The 19,402-nt window shown below is 62.1% G+C and carries 21 protein-coding genes; all 21 read right to left on the minus strand.

Annotation, left to right across the window (positions count from 1 at the left end; all coding sequences use genetic code 11):
- Positions 1 to 43: 43 nt before the first annotated feature.
- The 21 genes from ACOYXH_RS27830 to ACOYXH_RS27930 all read right to left on the minus strand — a co-directional run bounded on the left by ACOYXH_RS27830 (position 44) and on the right by ACOYXH_RS27930 (position 19,067).
- Positions 44 to 847 carry a hypothetical protein gene (locus tag ACOYXH_RS27830; RefSeq protein WP_095047216.1) on the minus strand — a complete coding sequence of 268 codons (804 nt, stop codon included), beginning with the start codon at positions 845 to 847 and terminating at the stop codon, positions 44 to 46.
- Positions 848 to 872: 25 nt separating this feature from the next.
- Positions 873 to 2,099 carry a beta-ketoacyl-ACP synthase gene (locus ACOYXH_RS27835; RefSeq protein WP_095047217.1) on the minus strand — a complete coding sequence of 409 codons (1,227 nt, stop codon included), beginning with the start codon at positions 2,097 to 2,099 and terminating at the stop codon, positions 873 to 875.
- Entirely contained in the window at positions 2,099 to 2,827 is a 729-nt protein-coding gene (gene fabG / locus ACOYXH_RS27840) for a 3-oxoacyl-ACP reductase FabG (protein ID WP_095047218.1), read from the minus strand. Before fabG ends, ACOYXH_RS27835 begins: the two co-directional genes overlap by 1 nt.
- On the minus strand, positions 2,820 to 3,284 hold the full coding sequence (locus tag ACOYXH_RS27845; RefSeq protein ID WP_095047219.1) for a hotdog family protein: 465 nt from the start codon (positions 3,282 to 3,284) through the stop codon (positions 2,820 to 2,822). Before ACOYXH_RS27845 ends, fabG begins: the two co-directional genes overlap by 8 nt.
- Positions 3,281 to 4,477, minus strand: a complete 1,197-nt coding sequence (locus ACOYXH_RS27850) for a beta-ketoacyl-[acyl-carrier-protein] synthase family protein (RefSeq protein ID WP_095047220.1) — start codon at positions 4,475 to 4,477, stop codon at positions 3,281 to 3,283. Before ACOYXH_RS27850 ends, ACOYXH_RS27845 begins: the two co-directional genes overlap by 4 nt.
- Positions 4,474 to 4,941 carry a hypothetical protein gene (locus tag ACOYXH_RS27855; RefSeq protein WP_309475310.1) on the minus strand — a complete coding sequence of 156 codons (468 nt, stop codon included), beginning with the start codon at positions 4,939 to 4,941 and terminating at the stop codon, positions 4,474 to 4,476. Before ACOYXH_RS27855 ends, ACOYXH_RS27850 begins: the two co-directional genes overlap by 4 nt.
- 140 nt (positions 4,942 to 5,081) lie before the next feature.
- Entirely contained in the window at positions 5,082 to 5,807 is a 726-nt protein-coding gene (locus ACOYXH_RS27860) for a class I SAM-dependent methyltransferase (RefSeq protein WP_095047222.1), read from the minus strand.
- The gene (locus ACOYXH_RS27865; RefSeq protein WP_095047223.1) at positions 5,804 to 7,051 is read right to left on the minus strand and encodes an NAD(P)/FAD-dependent oxidoreductase; all 1,248 of its coding nucleotides are present in this window, start codon (positions 7,049 to 7,051) and stop codon (positions 5,804 to 5,806) included. The genes ACOYXH_RS27860 and ACOYXH_RS27865 overlap by 4 nt, the downstream gene beginning before the upstream one ends.
- Positions 7,038 to 8,201, minus strand: a complete 1,164-nt coding sequence (locus ACOYXH_RS27870; RefSeq protein ID WP_258709131.1) for a cation:proton antiporter — start codon at positions 8,199 to 8,201, stop codon at positions 7,038 to 7,040. Before ACOYXH_RS27870 ends, ACOYXH_RS27865 begins: the two co-directional genes overlap by 14 nt.
- Complete coding sequence (locus tag ACOYXH_RS27875; protein ID WP_099757790.1) at positions 8,198 to 10,537, minus strand: MMPL family transporter; 2,340 nt, start codon at positions 10,535 to 10,537, stop codon at positions 8,198 to 8,200. The genes ACOYXH_RS27870 and ACOYXH_RS27875 overlap by 4 nt, the downstream gene beginning before the upstream one ends.
- On the minus strand, positions 10,521 to 11,123 hold the full coding sequence (locus ACOYXH_RS27880; RefSeq protein WP_095047226.1) for an outer membrane lipoprotein carrier protein LolA: 603 nt from the start codon (positions 11,121 to 11,123) through the stop codon (positions 10,521 to 10,523). Before ACOYXH_RS27880 ends, ACOYXH_RS27875 begins: the two co-directional genes overlap by 17 nt.
- Positions 11,120 to 11,545 (minus strand): acyl-CoA thioesterase, encoded by a 426-nt coding sequence (locus ACOYXH_RS27885; protein ID WP_095047227.1) that lies wholly within the window; start codon positions 11,543 to 11,545, stop codon positions 11,120 to 11,122. Before ACOYXH_RS27885 ends, ACOYXH_RS27880 begins: the two co-directional genes overlap by 4 nt.
- On the minus strand, positions 11,538 to 13,082 hold the full coding sequence (locus ACOYXH_RS27890) for an HAL/PAL/TAL family ammonia-lyase (RefSeq protein WP_186621263.1): 1,545 nt from the start codon (positions 13,080 to 13,082) through the stop codon (positions 11,538 to 11,540). Before ACOYXH_RS27890 ends, ACOYXH_RS27885 begins: the two co-directional genes overlap by 8 nt.
- Entirely contained in the window at positions 13,063 to 14,010 is a 948-nt protein-coding gene (locus ACOYXH_RS27895) for an LpxL/LpxP family acyltransferase (RefSeq protein ID WP_095047229.1), read from the minus strand. The genes ACOYXH_RS27890 and ACOYXH_RS27895 overlap by 20 nt, the downstream gene beginning before the upstream one ends.
- Entirely contained in the window at positions 14,007 to 14,741 is a 735-nt protein-coding gene (locus ACOYXH_RS27900; RefSeq protein ID WP_220557426.1) for a glycosyltransferase family 2 protein, read from the minus strand. The genes ACOYXH_RS27895 and ACOYXH_RS27900 overlap by 4 nt, the downstream gene beginning before the upstream one ends.
- Positions 14,742 to 14,818: 77 nt before the next feature.
- The gene (locus ACOYXH_RS27905) at positions 14,819 to 16,498 is read right to left on the minus strand and encodes an acyl-CoA synthetase family protein (protein WP_258709134.1); all 1,680 of its coding nucleotides are present in this window, start codon (positions 16,496 to 16,498) and stop codon (positions 14,819 to 14,821) included.
- Complete coding sequence (locus tag ACOYXH_RS27910) at positions 16,495 to 17,040, minus strand: COG4648 family protein (RefSeq protein ID WP_093430103.1); 546 nt, start codon at positions 17,038 to 17,040, stop codon at positions 16,495 to 16,497. The genes ACOYXH_RS27905 and ACOYXH_RS27910 overlap by 4 nt, the downstream gene beginning before the upstream one ends.
- Entirely contained in the window at positions 17,037 to 17,291 is a 255-nt protein-coding gene (locus ACOYXH_RS27915) for an acyl carrier protein (RefSeq protein ID WP_007909503.1), read from the minus strand. Before ACOYXH_RS27915 ends, ACOYXH_RS27910 begins: the two co-directional genes overlap by 4 nt.
- A gap of 9 nt (positions 17,292 to 17,300) precedes the next feature.
- Complete coding sequence (locus tag ACOYXH_RS27920) at positions 17,301 to 17,576, minus strand: phosphopantetheine-binding protein (protein ID WP_093430104.1); 276 nt, start codon at positions 17,574 to 17,576, stop codon at positions 17,301 to 17,303.
- Complete coding sequence (locus ACOYXH_RS27925; RefSeq protein WP_095047232.1) at positions 17,554 to 18,366, minus strand: lysophospholipid acyltransferase family protein; 813 nt, start codon at positions 18,364 to 18,366, stop codon at positions 17,554 to 17,556. Before ACOYXH_RS27925 ends, ACOYXH_RS27920 begins: the two co-directional genes overlap by 23 nt.
- Positions 18,342 to 19,067 (minus strand): beta-ketoacyl synthase chain length factor, encoded by a 726-nt coding sequence (locus tag ACOYXH_RS27930; RefSeq protein WP_095047233.1) that lies wholly within the window; start codon positions 19,065 to 19,067, stop codon positions 18,342 to 18,344. Before ACOYXH_RS27930 ends, ACOYXH_RS27925 begins: the two co-directional genes overlap by 25 nt.
- Between the last annotated feature and the right edge of the window lie 335 nt (positions 19,068 to 19,402).

A 19,402-nucleotide genomic window follows, 5' to 3' on the forward strand; every position in this document is an offset into this window, starting at 1 on the left:
AGCAGGGCGCCGAATGGCGCCCTTTGTCGTTTCTGCAATCCCATCAATCCACGTGCGCCAAGTCCCCGCGCAGCGCCACGCTCGACACCACCAGCCCGGCACGGCACTGGAATTTCTCAGTGTCCTTGTACAGATCACGCTGGTCGACGCTGGCGATGTTGATCACCGCGTTGGCGTCGGCTTTTTTTGCGGCGTTCTGCAGAGTCGCCAAGGCCGATTGCAGGGCCCAGAAGCAGGCGTCTTCGTTGGATTTGTTCGAGCCGTTGGTTTTGCGGCTGCTGCTCACGGTGTCGAGTTTACGCACCTGTTTTGGCAGCGTTTCACCGGCCAGGTAGAACTTCACGCTGCCGTCGAGCAGGCCGGCGTCGGTGGCGCGTTTGACGCCTTCGCGGAAGCTCAGGTAGGTCGGCTCGTCGGCGCCTTGTTTGACGATGCCCAGGTCGTTGACGAACTCGATGTCCGGGTTGATCGACAGCTCTTTGAGCACGTTGTCGCGCAGGCGGTTGACCCAGCGGTTGTAGTTGCCGTGGATCTTGCCGTCCTTGGCATCGAGGCCGTAGCTGCTGCGGTAGTCGATTTCGAACGAAGTCGGGGTGAACGGAATATCGACTTCGGCGTGATGGCGACCGCGTACGGTGATCGCCGCTTTGATCATGCCCGGACGTACCGATTGCACGACCCACTGGCGATCGTTCAGCGCAGTGACGATGGCGCGGCTCATCTGTTGCTGGGTGAAACCGAGGTTGGGCGAGAACTCTTCCTTGGCGTTGTAAACCGGTTTGCTGGTGCAACCGCCGAGCACAAAAGCCAGTGCCAACAGAGCGGCGATGCGGTGAAACTGAGTCATTCCCTTCACTCCAAACGTGTTGCGGTCAGTGCCAGCGGCGGAAAATCAACGAGGTGTTGACGCCACCAAAAGCGAAATTGTTGTTCATCACGTAGTCGTGATGCATCTGGCGGAATTCGCCGCGCAGGTAATCGAGTTTGCCGCAGTGCGGATCGACCTCGTCGAGGTTGAATGTGTGCACGTACAGGTCGCGGTTCATCATCTCGATGCTGAACCACGACTCCAGCGCGCCGCAGGCGCCAAGGGTGTGGCCGAGGAAACTCTTCTGCGAGCTGATCGGCATGCGTTCGCCAAACAAACTGCTGGTCGCCAGTGTTTCGGCAATGTCGCCCTGTTCTGTAGCGGTGCCGTGGCCATTTACATAACCGATGGCCTCCGGCGTCAGGCCGGCGTCTTCCAGCGCCAGTTCCATGGCACGGCGCATGGTCACTTGTTCCGGGCGTGTGGTGTGCTGGCCGTCGGCGTTGCTGCCGAAACCGACAATCTCGGCGTGGATGTGCGCACCACGCGCCAAAGCATGTTCCAGCTCTTCAAGCACCAGCATGCCGCCACCTTCACCGATCACCAGGCCATCGCGGCCCTTGTCGTACGGGCGTGGACTGGTCTGTGGCGCCTCGTTTTTCAGGCTGGTAGCGTAGAGCGCGTCGAAGACCATGGCTTCGGTCGGGCACAGCTCCTCGGCGCCACCGGCGAGCATCAACGGCAGGCGGCCGAACTTGATCGCCTCGTAGGCGTAACCGATGCCCTGGCTGCCGCTGGTGCAGGCGCTGGACGTCGGGATCAGCCGCCCGGTGAGACCAAAGAAGATGCTGATGTTGGCGGCGGTAGTGTGCGGCATCATCCGCACGTAGGAGTTGGCGTTGAGGCCTTCGGCCACCGAGTTGAGCAGCATGTTGCCGAACGCTTTGATCTCGTCGGTGCTGCCGGTGGACGAACCACAAGCGACGCCCATGCGCCCATCCTTGATCGATTCATTGCCGAGCAGACCGGCGTCAGCCAGCGCTTTTTCTGCTGCGCCGACCGCCAGCCGCGACACCCGGCCCATGCTGCGCAATTGCTTGCGCGTCCAGTGCGCAGGCACTGCAAAGTCATCGATCGGCCCGGCCAGGCGCGTGTTGAGTTCGCTGAAACGATCCCACTCGGCCATGCGGCGGATGCCGCTGCGGTTAGCCGCGAAGTTGCCGGCGATGGTCTCCCAATCGCTGCCCAGCGAAGTGATGCCGGCCATGCCGGTGACGACGACGCGCTTCATCAGCACAAGCCTCCGTTGACCGCCAGAACCTGGCGGGTGATGTACGAGGCTTCCGCCGACATCAGGAAATTCACCGCACTGGCGACCTCTTCCGGGGTGCCCATGCGTTGCGCGGGGATCATCTTCATCAACTCTTCCACCGGCACGTTTTCATCCAGCATCGCCGTGTCGATCAGGCCCGGTGCGACGCAGTTAACGGTGATTTTGCGCTTGCCCAGCTCGATCGCCAACGCCTTTGCCGCGCCAATCACGCCGGCCTTGGAGGCGCTGTAGTTGACCTGGCCACGGTTGCCGATCAGCCCCGACACCGAGGTGATGCAGACAATGCGACCAGCGGCACGGCGGCGGATCATCGGCATCATCACCGGGTGCAGGACGTTGTAGAAACCGTCGAGGTTGGTGCGCAACACCACGTCCCAATCGTCGTCACTCAGAGCTGGAAATGCGCCATCGCGGGTGAGCCCGGCATTCAACACCACGCCGTAATAGGCGCCGTGGCTTTCGACGTCGGCTTCCAGAATGGTTTTGCAGGTTTCCCGGTCGGCAACGTCGAATTGCAGGATGCGCGCCTTGCGCCCCAGTGCTTCGATTTCTGCCTGAACGCCTTGCGCTTCGGCTACGCCGCTGCGGCAGTGCAGGACGATGTCGTACCCGGCCTTTGCGAGGCGCAAGGCAATGGCGCGGCCGATGCCACGGCTGGAGCCGGTGACCAGTACGGATTCAGTCATCGTTCGACTCCTGTGTCTGTTGCAGATATTGATTGACCTGAGGCGGACGGAACACGTTCAGGCGCGCGCTGGCGTGAATGCCGGCGCCGTTGATATGGCATTCGAAGACGCCCATGCCGTTTTCATCTTCCAGCGAACGCAGACCATGGATGGTCAGTTCGCTGCCGGCGGGAAACGCTTCGACGTTGCACTCGAACTTGCGCGTACCGAGCAGAAAGCCCAGCTCCACCGGATTGCCTTTCTGCCGCGCGTGGCAACCGGCAAATGCGGCGACGCTCTGCGCCATCAGTTCGATGCCGACCCAGGCCGGCAGGCTGCCGTCGGGCAGGTTGAACAGGCCATCAGGCTGGACCGTCAGACGGGTGTAGATCTGCTCCTCGTCAAAGCTTGAGATGCTGTCGATCAGAATCATGTCGCCCGCATGGGGCAGCAGTTCGGCGAGCGGCCAGGGGATCATGGGGCGTCTCCGATAATCAGGCTGACGTTGTTGCCGCCGAAGGCAAACGAGTTGCTCATCAGGTAGCGGGGTGCAATGGACGTCAGGCGCTCGCTCGCGGTCACCCACTTCAGCGGTGGCAGCGCGGGATCGGCCTGAGCGTCCCAGACGTGCGGCGGCAAGGCGTGATCGGGGTTGTTGGCGCTCAGGCTCAGCCAGCAGAACGCCGCTTCCAGAGCACCGGCCGCGCCAAGGGTGTGGCCGGTCATCGGTTTGGTCGACGAGCACGCGACGCCTTCGGGAAACAGCGCGGCAACCGCCAGGCTTTCCATGGCGTCGTTGTGTTGGGTAGCGGTGCCGTGCAGGTTCAGGTAGTTGATCTGCGCTGCTTGCAGATGAGCGCGGCTCAAGGCTTTCTGCATCGCTTGCAGGGCGCCGCGCCCGGTCGGTTCAGGGGCAGAAATATGATGGGCGTCGGAGCTGGCGCCGGCGCCGAGCAAGGCAATGGCCGGGCCTTTGCCCTGTTGTTTGCTCATGACAAACAGCACCGCCGCTTCGCCGATATTGATGCCGCTGCGGTTGGCCGAGAACGGATTGCAGCGCTCGTCGGACATCGCTTCGAGTGACGAGAAACCGTTGAGGGTCAGTTTGCACAGGCTGTCGACGCCGCCGCACAGCACCGCGTCGCACAGGCCCAGATCGAGCAAACGCTGAGCGCTCATCAGTGCCCGGGCGCTGGAGGTGCATGCCGTGGAAATCACATAGGCCGGGCCGCTCAGTTGCAACCAGTCGGCGAGGAAATTGGCCGGGGCGCCGAGTTCCTGTTGACGATAATCGTATTCCGCCGGGAACTGCTGCTCGCGGATGTAGTGCGCCAGACCTCGGCTGGCCTCGTCGATGCCCGAAGTGCTGGTGCCGAGGACCACTCCGATGCGCTCACGGCCGAAGGTCTGGATCGCTTGATCGATGTCATCGCGAATCTGCAACGCCGCTTCCAGCAGCAGCTGATTGTTACGGCTGCGCTGATCGGCGAGTTCTGCCGGGATCGGCGCCAGTTCGCCCTGGACGGCCGCGACGGGCAACTCACGCTCCGCCACCCAGCCGGACTCGCGGCGCATGCCCGAGCAGTCGCCGGCGAACAGGTTGCGCGCGACGGCTTGTTTGTCGCGGCCCAGCGCGCAGATCACGCCGAGGGCATTCAGGTAAGCGGTCATGGCGTCGGTTCACCCAACGGAGAAACACGGTAGTGCGGGCCTTGAGGCAGGTTCAATTCGAAGCTCAACGGTTGTGAATAACGGATATCCCAGCGCGCCGGCAGGGCGCGTTGCTGGCCCTGTTGCAGTGCGGCGGGGTAATTGCGCAGCAGCTCGCCGGACGGGGTCAGGGCGAACAACAGCGCGGCAAACAGTTCTCGGGCTTCGGGGTTCGGCGGCAGCAGCCCATCGGCCTGCCAATGGCCGTCGATCAGTTGCTGCCGCGCTTGGGGAATGCCCAGCGGGTCCATCATCGACCAGCGAATGCCCGGGCCTTCGCGCTGGATCACCAGCAGCCAGTCCTGGCGTTGTTCGGCTTGTTGGCGTTCGATGTGCAGTTGCAGCGGCAGCGGGAGTGTTGGATTGCCCGCCGGCAACGGCGCCTGGCTGGCGCAGGCACTCAGGAGGACAAATACCACCAACATTAGCCACGCCACAAACCTTGTGGGAGCTGGCTTGCCAGCGATGGCGTCGGCACATCGAGCATTTTTGTTGACTGACACACCGCTATCGCTGGCAAGCCAGCTCCCACAGGGTTTCGGGTGTGCAGGTCGATAGCTTTGCATCAGAAAGTACCTTGCAGCGGCTTGCGCGCTACCACGTTGACCAGCGTTTCCTCACGCTGCCCGAACGGCTTGGGTTTGCGTAAGCCAAACCGCTCCAGCAAACCGAAATCCTTCGACCGGCTCCACCACAGATACGGGTACGAGACATTCTTCCCGGCAAACTCGAAACCCTGCCCACGAATCATCTGCAGATACTGCGCCGCACTCTTCTGCACATGCATCGGATGACGGAACAACCAGCGGATCACCCACGTATCAATGTAAGCCTCGGTGGATTCGGCGAACAGCAGATAGCCACCCGGTTTCAGCACTCGATAAAACTCGGCGAGGGCTTTTTCCTGCTCGACCAGATGATGAAAAGTCTGATGGCAGAACAGCAGATCAACACTGGCGTCCGGCACATTGAGCGTCGCGCAATCACTGCCGATCAGCTCTACATCGAGGCCCAGACGCGTCGCTTCTTCAGCGCTCAACTCCAGGCTGTGCGGATCGGCATCAACACCGATCAAACGCTGTGGCGCAAAGGTCTGGCGCAGATGAGCGAACGACTTGCCCTGGCCACAACCGGCGTCCAGCAGTACCGGGTTCTGCGGCAGTGCTTCACTGAACAAACCGCGCAAATCATTGATCGCCACCCGCAACACATGGTGCTGCCAGGTGTGGCTGCGCAGGAACCAGAAACCGAAGCGGGTTTCCTCGACGTAGCTGTCGCTCAAGTAGTTCATGTGGCGTCCTTTGCACAGAGTTCGGAAATCATCTTCAAGCGGCGGCGGGCTTCGCTGACGAACGGGTTGCGTTCATCCCAGGCGTAGCCGGCGAGGATCGAACAGATCATCCGACGGATTTCCGCCTGGCTGTCTTCATAAAAAATCACGTCCTGAAAGGTGCCGGCGTACCAGCCCTCGACGTAGCAGCGGAAGGTGTCGACGCCGCGCTTGAGCGGCTCAGCGAATTCGCTTTGCCAGTCGACGGTTTCGCCCTGCAACTGACGGTGCAAAACCGCTGCCGCCATGCTCGCCGAGCGCATGGCGATGGTCACGCCGGAGGAGAACACCGGGTCGAGAAATTCTGCCGCGTTGCCGAGCAAGGCGAAGCCCGGCCCGTGCAGGGATTTCACATTGGCGGCGTAACCGCCGAGCGTGCGTGCGGGGGTGTCCCACACAGCATTGTTCAGAACGCCGGCAAGGCTCGGGGTTTCGGCGATGAAGCTGCGCAGACAGGCATCCAGATCGTTGTCGCGACCCTTGAAATGTTCCTCGGCGGCGACCACGCCCACCGAACAGCGTCCATTACTGAACGGGATCGTCCAGAACCAGACATCGCGATGCTCTGGATGGGTGGTGACGAGGATTTTTTCGCGGTCGAACGCCGGGTTGTCGATGTGATCTTCGACGTGGGTGAACACCGCTTGGCGCACCGGGAAGTTCGACGGCGCTTCCAGATCCAGCAGCCGCGACAACACGCGGCCGTAGCCGCTGGCATCAAGGACGAAATCCGCTTCGACGCGATAGTCGCTGCCGTCCTCACGGCGCACGTCGAGGTGCGGTTTCGTCCGGTCGAAATCGACGCTGACGATGGCATCGCCGTAGCGGATTTCCGCGCCTTGCAGCGCCGCTTGATCGGCCAGCAGTTTGTCGAAATCGGCGCGTTGCACCTGAAACGTGGTCGGTTTGCCGCCGGTAAAGGTGTCACCGAAATCGAAGGCGCTGTAACGCTCGCCCCAGGCGAATGCGGCGCCGGTCTTGCGCTGGAATCCGGCGGCATTGACGGCGTCGAGCATGCCGGCTTCTTCGACGAAATCCAGGCAATGGCTGAGCAGGCTTTCACCGATCGAAAAGCGCGGAAAATGCTGGCGCTCGATCACCAGCACATCGTGGCCCTTGCGCTTGAGCAACGCCGCAGCGATGGCGCCGGAGGGACCGGCGCCGATGATCACGACCTGACGGGATTCCATTTCAACGATTGGCACGTGAGCTCCGGGGCAAAGGATGTTGCAGATTCAATGGCGCGCGATGCAGGCCGATCAGGGCCGGTAGCAGCGTCGCGATCAGGCCCATCAGCATCAGCGCGAAGTACAGCGCCGGGGTGATGAGCTGTTGTTGCAACAACAAATTGAGAAAGACGATTTCGCTCAGGCCGCGAATATTCAGCAGCACACTTTCGCGCCAGCGGCTGGCGCCTTCGAACGAGGCGCCGGCCCAGCCGAGGCCGAGCCAGTTGCCGAGCAGTTTACTGGCAATCGGCAACAGCAACAGCGCCGCCCATTGCAGCGGACCAAGGCTTGCGAGGGCACTGTGCACGTCGATCTGGACGATGCCGAACGTCAGGATCAGCGGGATCGCCAGCCACGTCTGCAAACGGCTCATCCAGCGCGCCGGTAATGGCAGCACCAGCGGCACTTTCAGCGCGGCCATGCATAGCAGGTAGCCGATGCCGAAGATCAGCGCGTTGAGTTTGTAGTGCTCGGCCATTACCAACAGCGCAAAGAAACCGAGGCTGTAGGTCAGCGGTCGACGCGCACGCAACAGATGCAACAGCAACGGCACAAGGGCGAGAGCCAGCGGCAGCAGCAGACTGCTCAGATGCAGACTGCCCTGGGCGAGGCCGAACAACGTCCAGCAGGTCAGATCGATGAGGATCGCGGTCTGCACCAACCGGCGAGTGGCGGCGGGCGGATAATCGATGTGGCGCAGATACAGGTACAGCACCGGGATCGCGGTAATCGCGAACACCAGGCCGATGGCCAGCGAGTTGAGCCACGGTTGCGCCGGCAGCAGCCAATAGGCAGCGGCCAGGCCACAGGCAAACGGCACGAGGAAACTCGGCACAGCGATTTTCACGCTCTGGCGATCGAGTTTCAGATCGATCACATCACTGAGGATATGCCCGAGCAGCAGGGCAAAACTCAGGCTGTAGAGGTTTTTCAGCCAGTCAGGCGCAATCAGTTGCGCGCCACTGAGCTGCCAGCCCGGTTCGATCCAGAAGTACATCAGCAGCGGCAAGCCGAAGCTCGCCAGCAGCAACTGACTGACAATCGGAATCAGACCGAAGTGGCGCCCGATGCGAGTGGCCACGGCGAACAACGCCAGGGCCATGAACCAGAAGGCGACGACCATCATGCTGCCGGCTCCACGACTGTCGCGGTGTGTTCGTGACGCCCCGCCCACGGTGCGAGCATGAAGCTGAACGCCAGACCGAGGCTCACCGACAGACCGAAGTTGCTCACCGCCGGCGTGCTGGAAACCGCCAGCAAACCGAACGACAGCCACGTCGTCACAGCCGCCAGCAGGGTGCCGAGCAGGCTCACCGCCGCGCCGCCGACTTGTTCACGCATGAGAATCGCGTAATCAACGCTGATCGCCGTCACTAGCAGCAAGCCGAACAGGCTAAACAGGGTCAGCGGCTGACCAAGCCAGCCAAGGCTGGCCAGGCTGCACAGCGCAGCGAGCAGAGGCAGGGCGACAATGCGCAGCGCGCCGCCGAGACCAAAGGGCAGCATCAGCACCAGCACGATCAGTGCGCAGGAGGCGAGTTTCAGTTCTGCGGCGCTGATTTGCGTCGCCGCAAAGACTTCATTCAACTCACCGAGGCGATCGACCAGCGTCACCCCCGGCAAATCCAGCGCCTGCACGCGCAACAGTGCCGGGTTGTTCAGGCCTTGCAGACTGGTCATTGCCGCTACGCCGTCTTCGCTGGGGCCAAGCCAGAGCGTGCGATAAGGCTCACCAAGGGGACCGGCCAGTGCCGCGTCGATGTCTTCGGCGGGCACGGCCTGCAATTGCTGTAGTTCGGTTTGCAGCGCGGCGAGCGGTACGCCGAGGTCGAGCAGTGGCTGCCAGTATTGCGGCAGTTTGTTCAGTGCCTGACGTACCTGTTCTTGCTGGTTCGGTGGGCTGACCAGTCGATCGAGGGCCAGATAGCCTTGCAGCTTGTCGAGGTTGACCAGTTGCTCCAGACGCTCGCTCAGCGCGGCCTGACGCTCGAGCAATTGCTGCTGATTGTCGGCGCGCACGAGGAAAAACTGGCTGGTCGGCTGATAGCCGGTGATGCGCGCGATGGCCTGCGCTTCGTCGGTCAGATGTTGTGGTGCGCCGACCCATTGGCGGATGTCATTCTTGCTTTGCAGCTGCACCAGACCGCCCACACAGAAGGCGATCAGTAGTGCCAGCAACACCGGCGTGCGTACGCGTTCGAGGAGTTTTTCGCGCAGGTTGACCATGCGCTCGGCCAGATGCAGCGGCCATTGCGCGGGGCGTAGTTCGACGTTTTTCAGCAACGCCGGCAACAGGCACACCGCCGACAAATAGGCGCCGAGCAAGCCAGCGGCGGAGAACACCGCGATTTGCGTCAACGCCGGGAACGGCGTCCACGCCAGTGCCAGATAACCGATGGCGCTGGTGATCAGGCTCAGGGTCAGCCCGGACAGCGTCAAACGCAACGCCGGCCAACTGCGCCAAGGCTTCAGGCTCCAACTCTTCGACAAATAGTGCAGCGGATAATCCACGGCCACGCCGATCAGGCTGGAGCCGAGCACCAGCGTCATCACATGCATGTGGCCGAACAGCGCCACACACGCCACCGCACCGAACAACATGCCGACCAGCACCGGCACGAACGCCAGCAACACGCGCCAGCGGCGGAAAGCGAGCAACAGCAGCAAGAGAATGCCGACCGTCGCACCACCACCGACCCAGGTCATTTCGCGCGTGGCTTGCTGCTGACCATTGGCCGCGTAGAGCAAGCCGCTGGCGGCCAGCAATTGCACGTCGGATTTCGCCGCCTGCTCGCGGCTGGCTTGCAGCAATGCCGCGACTTGCAGCGGCAGGTCCATGTCGAAAGCATTGCCGGTGGTGCGTGCACGCAGCAGCACCCAGCTCTTGCCGTCCGCATCGGCAATCAACGCGCCGCTGCCGATGTCCAGTTGCACCGAACCGTGCTGCGGCTGGCTGTTCTGAATGCGCCCGGTCAGGCCCAGCCAGTCATCCTGACTCGGCACCAGACTGAAACCGCTGAACGGATCGAACAGGGCCTGCACGCGTTGTTGAATGAATGCGTCTGGGTGTTCGATCAGCAGTTGCCGGTCATCCGCCGAGAGCATCGCCAGTCGCCCTTGCAGCAGTTGTGTGCGCAGCGCTGGCAGGTCTGCTTGCAGGTTCCACTGCACCTTTTCGAACAACCCGCTGGCCTGCCATTGCTCGCCCAGCGTCTGCGCCATGGCCACCGCTAGCTGGCGGTCGGCGTGGCCGACCAGCACCAGCATTTCGCGGTTGAGCGGTTCCTGCATGCGCTGCTCGGCGCGCTGTTCGAGGGCGTCGGGGTGGGTGCCGGGCACCAGTTCCATCAGGTTCGCCGACAATGGCGCACCGTCACGCCACTGCCAACCGGCCAGAGCGACGACCGCCAGCAGCAGAATCAGAAACAGCCAGGGCAGCCTGCGTTCACTCGGCAAAGTCATGTTGCTCCGCGTCGTTCAACGGTTGCCCGGCGGTGCTGTCCTGCATGCGCAGCACCGTGCTGTCGCCCTGGGTTTCCAGCAGTTCGATGGTCTGCACCAGCGTGCCGCCGTCGATATTGATCTGGTTGAATACTTGCTTGAGCAGCAGCGAGCGCGGGGTCAGCGTGAGTTTCCACTGCTGTGCGTCGCCGCTCAGGGCCAGTTCGAAGTCGCGTTGCAGGCCGCTGCTGTCGCCTTGCAGCACGGCGAGGAACAAGCGGTTCTGCTCGGCCCCGGCGCTCTTGTTCGGCAGCAGTTGCCAGCCGTTGCCGTCACGCCGGGCGATGCCCTTGGCGGTGATGCGGTAGTCCTGTTGCAGCGGGGTCTTCAGCAGCCAGAGCAGGCCGTGGTTTTTCGCCAGAACAAAACTGCCCTTGCTGATCAGCGGCTGCGGTAATGCACGCAGGTGTTTTTCCTGAATGAACTGACCGTGGATCACGTCCGGTTTCGCCAGTTGCTCGCTCAGTTGTTGCAGGTCGAAGGCGTTGGCCAGAGAGGACATCACTAGCAGCGCCAGTACACTCAAGCCTTTAACAAAAACATTCATCGCAGCATCCTTTCCACGGCATCGGTGAAGACCTTCGGTGAAGCCAGTTGCATCTCGCGGCTGCTCACTTCGACGGCAACCTGCACCGAGCTGGCACGGGTGAGGCGTTCGCCGCTGTGCAGGTCGGTGATCAGGTAATTGATCTTCAGACGGTTTTCCCATTCGACCAGACTGGCGCGCACATTCAGGCGCTGACCAAACACCGCGCCACGCACGTAGCGCAGTTGCAGGTCGATGATCGGCCAGGCATAACCGGCCTCGACCATGTGCGTGTAGTTGTGGCCGATCTTGTCGAGCAGCGCGCAACGCGCCACTTCGAGGTATTTGACGTAATGGCCGTGCCAGACGACGTGCATGGTGTCGACGTCGAAAAACGGTACGAGGATTTCCGTGTCGGCGTGAAGCACTCCGGCGCTACGCATGCAGCCTCCAGTGTTGCGCGGCGATGCGTTGCAGGCACAGACGCAGCTCGCCTTCCAGGGCGCGGTCTTCGATCACCGGCGGGAAATCCTTGGCCAGTTCTACGTGCATCGCCGCCAGCGATGGCGGCAACGGCCGGGCATCTTCGGCTTGAGCACGCAGCCACACGCCCTGGTTGGCGGCGAGCAATGTCGCGGCAGCGACCTGTTCGGTCAGCTCCAGCACGCGGATCGCATCGCGAGCAGCGATGGTGCCCATGCTGACTTTGTCCTGGTTATGGCACTCGGTGGAGCGCGAGAACACGCTGGCCGGCATGGTGTTTTTCAGCGCTTCGGCGGTCCACGCGCTGGTGCCGATCTGCACGGCTTTGAAGCCATGGTTGATCATCGCTCGATCCGCCGGAGCACCGGAGAGGTTGCTTGGCAGACCGTGGTTGTAACGCTCGTCGACCAGCAGCGCGAGCTGGCGGTCCAGCAGGTCAGCGACGTTGGCCACGAGGTTTTTCAGGCTGTCCATGGCGAACGCGATGTGGCCGCCGTAGAAGTGCCCGCCGTGCAAAACGCGCTCGGCTTCGGCGTCGATAATCGGGTTGTCGTTGGCGCTGTTCAGCTCGGTTTCGATGAACGAACGCAGCCAGTTCAGGCTGTCGGCCAACACGCCGAGCACGTGCGGTGCGCAGCGCAGCGAATAGCGATCCTGCAGGCGATGCAGCGGTGCGGTCGGCGCGTCGATGGCCAGATCCTTGCGCAGCCACGCGGCGACCTGCATTTGCCCTGGATGTGGTTTGGCGGCGAACAGACGTTCGTCGAAGTGCTCTGGATTGCCTTGCAGCGCGACCACATTGAGCGCGGTGATGCGCGTGGCCAGTTGCAACAGATAGTCGGCACGGGCGAAAGCGAGGCAGGCGAGACCGGTCATTACGGCGGTGCCGTTCATCAGCGCCAGCGCTTCTTTCGGGCGCAGTACCAGCGGTGTCCAGCCGAGTTCACGATGCACATCGGCAGACTGGCGACGTTCGCTACGGAACATTACTTCACGTTCACCGGACAGCGTTGCAGCGACGTAGGACAGCGGCGTCAGATCACCGCTGGCGCCGACTGAGCCTTCTTCAGGGATCAGCGGCAGGATGTCGTATTCGAGGAACGCGTGCAGACGCTCCAGCAACTCCACGCGCACCCCGGAGACGCCATGGCACAACGACTGCAAACGCGCCGCCAACACCGCGCGGGTGGCTTGCGCGTCGAGCAGTTTACCCAGCCCGCAACCGTGGAAGGTGTAGAGGTGACGCGGCAGGGCCTCTACGTGATGCAGCGGCACCGCGACCACGCAGGAATCGCCGTAACCGGTGGTCACGCCGTAGATCACGCCTTCCTTGTCCAGCAGCGAATCGAGGAACCGCGCGCCCTTGGCGATGCGCTCGCGATAGTCGGCGTCGCTCTGCAATTGCACGGGCGCCTGACGGTTGGCCAGGGCCAGCACGTCTTCGATGCGCAAAGGGCGTTCGCCGAAGGTTACCGGCTCATGGGTTGGCGTCGTCATCGGTCTTCCAGAAAGGGTAAAAGTTGAACCATTGTTGCGGCGCTTCGAGGCAATAGTGACTCAGGCGCTGCGCATAGCGGGTGGCCCACTGATGAATGACCTGCTCGCGCTCGCTGCGCTTCCACACCACGGCATCGGCGAAGGGCTCGAGAGTCAGGCGATAGTGGCCGTCCGGTTGCTTGAGGCACATCAACAGGTTGACCGGGCATTTGAGCAGGCCGGCGAGCAGCCACGGGCCTTGTGGGAACGGCGCCGGATGGCCGAGAAAGTCCACGGTTACGCTGCGCCCGCCATGCAGGGGGACGCGGTCGCCGGCAATCGCCAGCCACTCACCGCGCTCCAGGCGTTCGTGCAGTTGCAGCATGATCACCGGGTCGAGTTCGCTGACCTGAATCAGGCGCAGATTGGTCGCCCCGGCCTCGCCCAGCAAACGGTTGAATTGCTCGGCGTGCTTGGTGTGTACCAGCACGTTCATGGTGACCTTTTCGCCGATCTCCGCCAGTGCGCGACATACTTCCAGATTGCCCAGGTGCGCGCCGACCAGCAGTTGTCCGCGACTGCCTCGCAACTGATTGCGCAGCAGGGCCGGGTCGATGATTTCGATTTGTTCGATACGCAGTTTGCCGTTCCACACGTCGAGCTTGTCGAGCATCGAATCGGCGAATGCCATGAACTGGCCGAACACCCGCCAATGCGTCGGGCGCAACACGTCGCGCTGACTCCATGCGGCCAGGCGTTGCTGGTATTGCCAGGCGCTGTGTCGCGCGGTGCGGCCAAACAGGAAGAAGTACAGGACGATGCCGTACAGCAACGGGCTGAGCAGGCGTCGGCCCAGGACCTTGGCGGCGAACGCGGTGAATTTCATCAGCAGGAAGCTGCCGCGCTCTTCGCGGTCAGCCCAGTGCTTTTTGTCGGCTTCGCCGGTCATGTTCGCCACCGCCGCCAGAGGATCACCGGGAAGCGCAGCAACATGCCGAGAAACAGCCGTGTGTGCATGCTGGAAATCAGTGCGTTGTCATGGAACAGACGGAAGTGCGACACACCGTCCAGCGGATAATGCACGCTGGTTTGCAGCCAGCGCATCGGCTGATTGCGCCACGACAGGCGCACGAGAATGTCCGAGTCGAAATCCATGCGCTTGCCGACTTTCGCCGAATCAATCACCGCCAGCGTCGGGGCGAGCGGATAGACACGGAAACCACACATTGAATCGCGGATCTGCAGCGACAGCGTGTTGATCCAGACCATCACGTGGGTCAGGTAGCGCGCGTACAAACGACCTTTCGGCACGCTGTCGTCGAACAGCGGATAACCGCAGATCATCGCCTCGGGATGGGCACGGGACTCGGCGACAAAACGCTCCACATCGTGCAAGTCGTGCTGGCCGTCGGCATCAACCTGTAGCGCATGGCTGAAGCCCAACAGCGAGGCTTCGCGCAAACCGGTCATTACCGCGCCGCCCTTGCCCTGATTCGCGGTCAGGCGTACCAGATGCACGTTGTCGCGCTCGGCCAGTGCGTCGAGCACTCTGGCACAAGAGAGCGTGCTGGCGTCGTCCACCAGAATGCACGGCAGGCCTTGCGCGAGCAGGGCGTCGACCACGGTGCCGATCGCAGTTTCGTGGTTGTAGACCGGGATCACGGCGCAAGGGTTATGCATACGTTTTCTCCACTGGAAGACCGCGATCCCTGTAGGAGTGAGCCTGCTCGCGATTGAGTGCGCAGCACTCACCAAGGTCAACCATGCTCTACACCCAAAAGAATCCGCCCACTGGAACAGGTCGCCGTGTCATTGCGATAAGCGAAATACAATTTGCCGCGCTCAGGATCAAAGCGCAGGTGCAGCTGAATTTCATCCCCAGGCCGCACCAATTGCTGGAACTTCAGCACTTCCATCCCGGCAAACGGACCGGTCAGATTGAGCAGTTGGCGACCGAGGTTCAGTGCCCATTCCACCTGCACCACGCCGGGCAATACCGGGGCTTTAGGGAAGTGACCACTGAAATAAGCCAGGTCCGGCGGCACACTCAGTTGCAGACTCCATTCACCCTCGGTCTCGACCTGCGACAGCACTTCCGGCGCTTTCGCTCGCGGGGCCATCAGCAGCGCTTCGATATCGGCCTGCGGCAGTTTGCCTTGGCTGTTCAACGGTAATTGCCGCACCAGCCGCCAACGTCGCGGTAAAGCCAGGGCTTCACAGTGTTGGCGCAAATGCTGGCGCAGGGTTTCGGTCAGGCTGCGGCGACCGTGCTCACGCAAGGCAAACAGGCCGGCCTCGCTGAGCACCAGTAGAGCACCGAGAGAGGCGCGATTTTCCTGGACCACGCCCAAGCGCGCTTCGGCGACCCAGTCGTGGTCAACCAAGGCTTGCTCAAGCATGGGCAGCGAGATGCGTTTTTCTTCCAGTTTGACGATCCGGTCCAGCCGTCCGAGCAGTTCGAAGCGGCCATCGATGCCGATGCGCGCGGCGTCAGCGGTGTGCTCGACGTGCCCGGCAGGCAAGTAAGGTGAGGCGATCAGCAGGGCGCCGTCGCTGTCCTGGCTCAGTTGGACACCGGCGAACGGTTGCCACAGTAGTTGGCCCTGACGCCAGGCAATGCCGCCGGTTTCCGAGCTGCCAAGGATTTCCGTCGGCCATTGCTGCAAGCGTTGCTGCAGACTTTGCGCAGCTTCGACCGGCAACGCACCGCCGGAGGAAAACACCCGGCGCACGGCGCTCAGGGCCGGCCAGTCGAGGTTGTCGCCCATGCGTTTGAGTAACGCCGGGCTGGCCACCCACGCAAAGGCTGGATGTTCGCGGCTGGCACGCTGCAAGTCTTCGGGGAACGCCAGTTGCTTGCGCACAAACGGGCGCCCGGCACACAGCGGCCACAGCACGCGAAACAGCAAACCGTAAATATGCTGGGTGGCGACGCTGCCGATGATGCAGGCCTCACCGAGATCCGCGCCCCACAACTGTTCCAGTGCTTCGACCTCGTTGGCCAGTTGGCGCAGGGTTTTGTCGATGCGCTTGGGCTCGCCGCTGGAGCCGGACGTGCACAGGCTCAGGCGGCACTGGTCGAGGTCCAGTGCGGCGCCTGCTAGCGGCGGCTGCTGAACGTCGCTCAGTTGCGCGTCATCGGCTTGATCCGTCAGCCACAGATCGACCTCAGCCGACCAGCGCTGGCGGGTTTGCGCTTGCAGGTCCGAGGGCAGCAGAACACTCACACCTGCACGCCATGCACCTAGCAATGCGATGGCCAGTTCGGCGGCATCTTCCAGGTGCACAGCCAGACGTTTCACGCCTTGCGCTTGCAGACCGGCGGCAACGCTCAGCGCCTGCTCGCACAGTTGCGCATGTTCGAGGGCCGGTGCGTGGCTGATGGCCCGCGCCGGCACAGGCTTGAGCAACAGCTGCTCAAGTTTTATCCAGTTCATGTACGGCCTCTTACCCGTTGTCGTATCAGCCATTCAATGGCAAACATCAGGCCGATCAATCCATAGGAGATCAGGCCGGTGTACAACATCCACCAATTCAGCGGCGCCCACAGGGTCAGCAGGGCGGCGCATAAACCGTTGCAGAAGAAAAACACGCTCCAGGCCACGGTGACCTTGCGCGTATAGCGAATCGCAATATCCGGTAGTTCTGGCTCACGCAAGCGCGCCAGGCGCTCCACCATCGGCGGGCCGTATTTCAGGCTCAGGCTGAACAGCACCAGCATGAAGCCGCTGATCAGCACCGGGTACCAACGCAGCAACAGCGGACTGTCGAACAGCGCCAGCAGCAGGCAAAAGGCGATCGCCACACAGGCCATCCACAGGCTGCCGGGTTTACGTTCACCGGTCAGCGCTCGCGCCAGCCACAGGCTGCCCAGCAGCAGACCGAACTGCCACGGGGCAAAATGCTCCATGCCGAAATACACCGCAAAGGGGTACAGCAGACCGGCCAGCAGCAGGCCGAGGCCGATCAATCGGCTCATGCGGCCGGTTGAACCAGACGGTAGACCGCCTCGACCACGTCGCCGACGGTACGCACCGATTTGAACTCTTCGGCGGCGATTTTCTTGCCGGTCTGGCGCTTGATGTGATCGATCAGATCGACCGCGTCGATGCTGTCGATTTCCAGATCCTGATACAGGTTGGATTCCAGGCTCACACGGGCCGGATCCAGTTCGAACAGCTCGACCAAGGCATCGCGCAGGGTGTTGAAAATATCGTCACGAGTTTGCATGGTCCGGTCTCAAGCTGCCTGTTTTGCCGTGACGAACGCCGCAAGGCTGGCCACGTTGGTGAAATGGTTACGGGTGTCTTTGGCGTCGGCATCGATCTTGATGCCGTATTTTTTCTGGATGGCCAGACCCAGTTCCAGCGCGTCGACGGAATCCAGGCCCAGGCCTTCGCCGAACAGTGTTTGCTCGTCTTCGATGTCGTCGACGCTGATGTCTTCGAGGCCGAGGGCGTCGATGATCAGCAGTTTGATGTCACGCACCAGGCTAGGGGTGTTCAGATCGCTCATCTTCGGCGAGCTCCTTAATAAAATATGAGTGCAAATAATCGTTGAGCTTGCGCGAGGCTTGCGGTGCAGGGCCTTGCGCGGCGAAGGCTTGTGGGTCTATATCGGCCCCGACGCGAAAACTGAAGTGCACGCGGCGGCTGGGGATCCGGTACCAGGGTTCGGCTTTGGTCAATGTGGTCGGGCTGACCTTGATAATCACCGGCGTGAGGATTTTCGCACCGCGCAGGGCAATCGCCGCAGCGCCCCGATGAAAGGCCGGCGCCTGACCGGGCTGGGTGCGCGTGCCTTCCGGGAAAATGATCAGGGTCTGGCCGTTTTGCAGGGATTGGGCGGCAGCATCGAGCATGTCCATGCTGCCGTCGTTGCTGATGTATTCAGTGCTGCGCAACGGGCCACGGGTGAAGGGGTTTTCCCACAGGCTTTTCTTCACCACGCAATTGGCCTGGCGCACCAGACCGATGAGGAACACCACGTCGATCAGCGACGGGTGATTGGCGATGATCATCTGTCCGGGTCGCCCGAGACGTTCGGCGCCCTGAATGTCATAGGTCAGCACACCGGTGCGGGCCATGAACCGGACGAAAAACCAGAACAGCCGGCTGACGGTCTGCCGCGCACGTTGGCGATGCGCAACGGCGTCACCGGGCAGGCAAGCCAACAGCGGAAACACCAGCACACGCAGGCACAGCCCGCCAAGCCCGAACAGGGCGAAGCTTGCGGCGGTGGCCAGCAGGCGCCAGTAATAGGCATCGCGGTTTTTTTCGGTCACGGGTTGCGTTGCCAGGTCCATACACGATTTTTCCAGGCATGTTGGCAATGGGTTTGCTGGCCGAGCAGGGTTTGCAACAGATTGAGCGCGTGGGGCCAGTGAGCTTTTGACCGTGTTTCTGTGGTGCTGTTCAGGGTCAGCCGCCAGTCGGTACCGGGGGTGAGCAAAAGGCCGAGTGCGTAGGGAAACGGCACGTCATCGATCCACGCTGAATAGGCTTCGGGCGGTTGTTCTTCGGTGATTACCAACAGCACCGCCGGGGCGCCTTCATTGAGTAGCGCCGCTGCTTCGAGCATGCCGTGCTCAAGGCCGTCGCCGGCCGCGGCGAGGGCGGTCATCTCACTGGTTTCGCCACGCATGATCGACCACAGACCGATGATCGCGTTATGTACGGACAGGCTGAACTGGGTCGGCGACAGCGGCTGTTCGGTCGCCAGATCACTGAGGATGTCGTAAGTCCGTGGGGTTTCACCGTGGCGCGAGACGAACACCAGCGGCAGGCTGTCCCGCCCGTCGGCCAGGGGCCAGCCAACGCTGAACGCCATGCGTGCCAGACGACTGAGGCGGCGGCGCTGCATGGCCGGCAAAAACGACACATCGGGCGCGGCATCACTGCGCTGGAGCACGACCGGTTGTCGGCTCCAGGCCTGCCAGGCGTCCACGCTGTCGAGGCCAGGGGCCCACGCGCGCCATTGGGCGATGTTGAAGTTGATCACGGACATTCATCCCGCCCCTGCAGGCTTTTGTTGACGCGTTGAATCGCCAAAGCCGCAGCAGGCTTGACGTGGCGCTTGGCGCCGGGTGGCGCGCATTATCCCGGTGCGACGAGTGTGTAGCAAATGCTGGTTACATTTTGCGCAACGAAATGTACCGAACGGTTCGCAAGAGAGCTGTCAATTTGCCATTATCCAGATTCCCAGCGGTTTGTCTGTCGGGGATCTCGGCGATCAATGGCGGTTATTGCGCTATCTGTCCGCGGATATTTGCACCTGACTCTGTAGTCCATGTCCATGAAGGTAGCGAAGCGAGGTCGCGCGCATCTACACTCGGTCATTCT

It is taken from the genome of Pseudomonas sp. Mb7 (assembly GCF_054790525.1).

Excerpts from the sequence above, each read along its gene's own strand:
- ACOYXH_RS27855 (WP_309475310.1), bottom strand. The coding sequence starts at position 4,941 with ATGTTGGTGGTATTTGTCCTCCTGAGTGCCTGCGCCAGCCAGGCGCCG.
- ACOYXH_RS27895 (WP_095047229.1), bottom strand. The coding sequence starts at position 14,010 with ATGACCGGCGAAGCCGACAAAAAGCACTGGGCTGACCGCGAAGAGCGC.
- ACOYXH_RS27925 (WP_095047232.1), bottom strand. The coding sequence starts at position 18,366 with ATGGACCTGGCAACGCAACCCGTGACCGAAAAAAACCGCGATGCCTAT.
- ACOYXH_RS27930 (WP_095047233.1), bottom strand. The coding sequence starts at position 19,067 with ATGTCCGTGATCAACTTCAACATCGCCCAATGGCGCGCGTGGGCCCCT.
- fabG (WP_095047218.1), bottom strand. The coding sequence starts at position 2,827 with ATGACTGAATCCGTACTGGTCACCGGCTCCAGCCGTGGCATCGGCCGC.
- ACOYXH_RS27885 (WP_095047227.1), bottom strand. The coding sequence starts at position 11,545 with ATGCGTAGCGCCGGAGTGCTTCACGCCGACACGGAAATCCTCGTACCG.
- ACOYXH_RS27835 (WP_095047217.1), bottom strand. The coding sequence starts at position 2,099 with ATGAAGCGCGTCGTCGTCACCGGCATGGCCGGCATCACTTCGCTGGGC.
- ACOYXH_RS27905 (WP_258709134.1), bottom strand. The coding sequence starts at position 16,498 with ATGAACTGGATAAAACTTGAGCAGCTGTTGCTCAAGCCTGTGCCGGCG.
- ACOYXH_RS27900 (WP_220557426.1), bottom strand. The coding sequence starts at position 14,741 with ATGCATAACCCTTGCGCCGTGATCCCGGTCTACAACCACGAAACTGCG.
- ACOYXH_RS27910 (WP_093430103.1), bottom strand. The coding sequence starts at position 17,040 with ATGAGCCGATTGATCGGCCTCGGCCTGCTGCTGGCCGGTCTGCTGTAC.
- ACOYXH_RS27890 (WP_186621263.1), bottom strand. The coding sequence starts at position 13,082 with ATGACGACGCCAACCCATGAGCCGGTAACCTTCGGCGAACGCCCTTTG.
- ACOYXH_RS27880 (WP_095047226.1), bottom strand. The coding sequence starts at position 11,123 with ATGAATGTTTTTGTTAAAGGCTTGAGTGTACTGGCGCTGCTAGTGATG.
- ACOYXH_RS27845 (WP_095047219.1), bottom strand. The coding sequence starts at position 3,284 with ATGATCCCCTGGCCGCTCGCCGAACTGCTGCCCCATGCGGGCGACATG.
- ACOYXH_RS27830 (WP_095047216.1), bottom strand. The coding sequence starts at position 847 with ATGACTCAGTTTCACCGCATCGCCGCTCTGTTGGCACTGGCTTTTGTG.
- ACOYXH_RS27915 (WP_007909503.1), bottom strand. The coding sequence starts at position 17,291 with ATGCAAACTCGTGACGATATTTTCAACACCCTGCGCGATGCCTTGGTC.
- ACOYXH_RS27850 (WP_095047220.1), bottom strand. The coding sequence starts at position 4,477 with ATGACCGCTTACCTGAATGCCCTCGGCGTGATCTGCGCGCTGGGCCGC.
- ACOYXH_RS27870 (WP_258709131.1), bottom strand. The coding sequence starts at position 8,201 with ATGATGGTCGTCGCCTTCTGGTTCATGGCCCTGGCGTTGTTCGCCGTG.
- ACOYXH_RS27875 (WP_099757790.1), bottom strand. The coding sequence starts at position 10,537 with ATGACTTTGCCGAGTGAACGCAGGCTGCCCTGGCTGTTTCTGATTCTG.
- ACOYXH_RS27860 (WP_095047222.1), bottom strand. The coding sequence starts at position 5,807 with ATGAACTACTTGAGCGACAGCTACGTCGAGGAAACCCGCTTCGGTTTC.
- ACOYXH_RS27920 (WP_093430104.1), bottom strand. The coding sequence starts at position 17,576 with ATGAGCGATCTGAACACCCCTAGCCTGGTGCGTGACATCAAACTGCTG.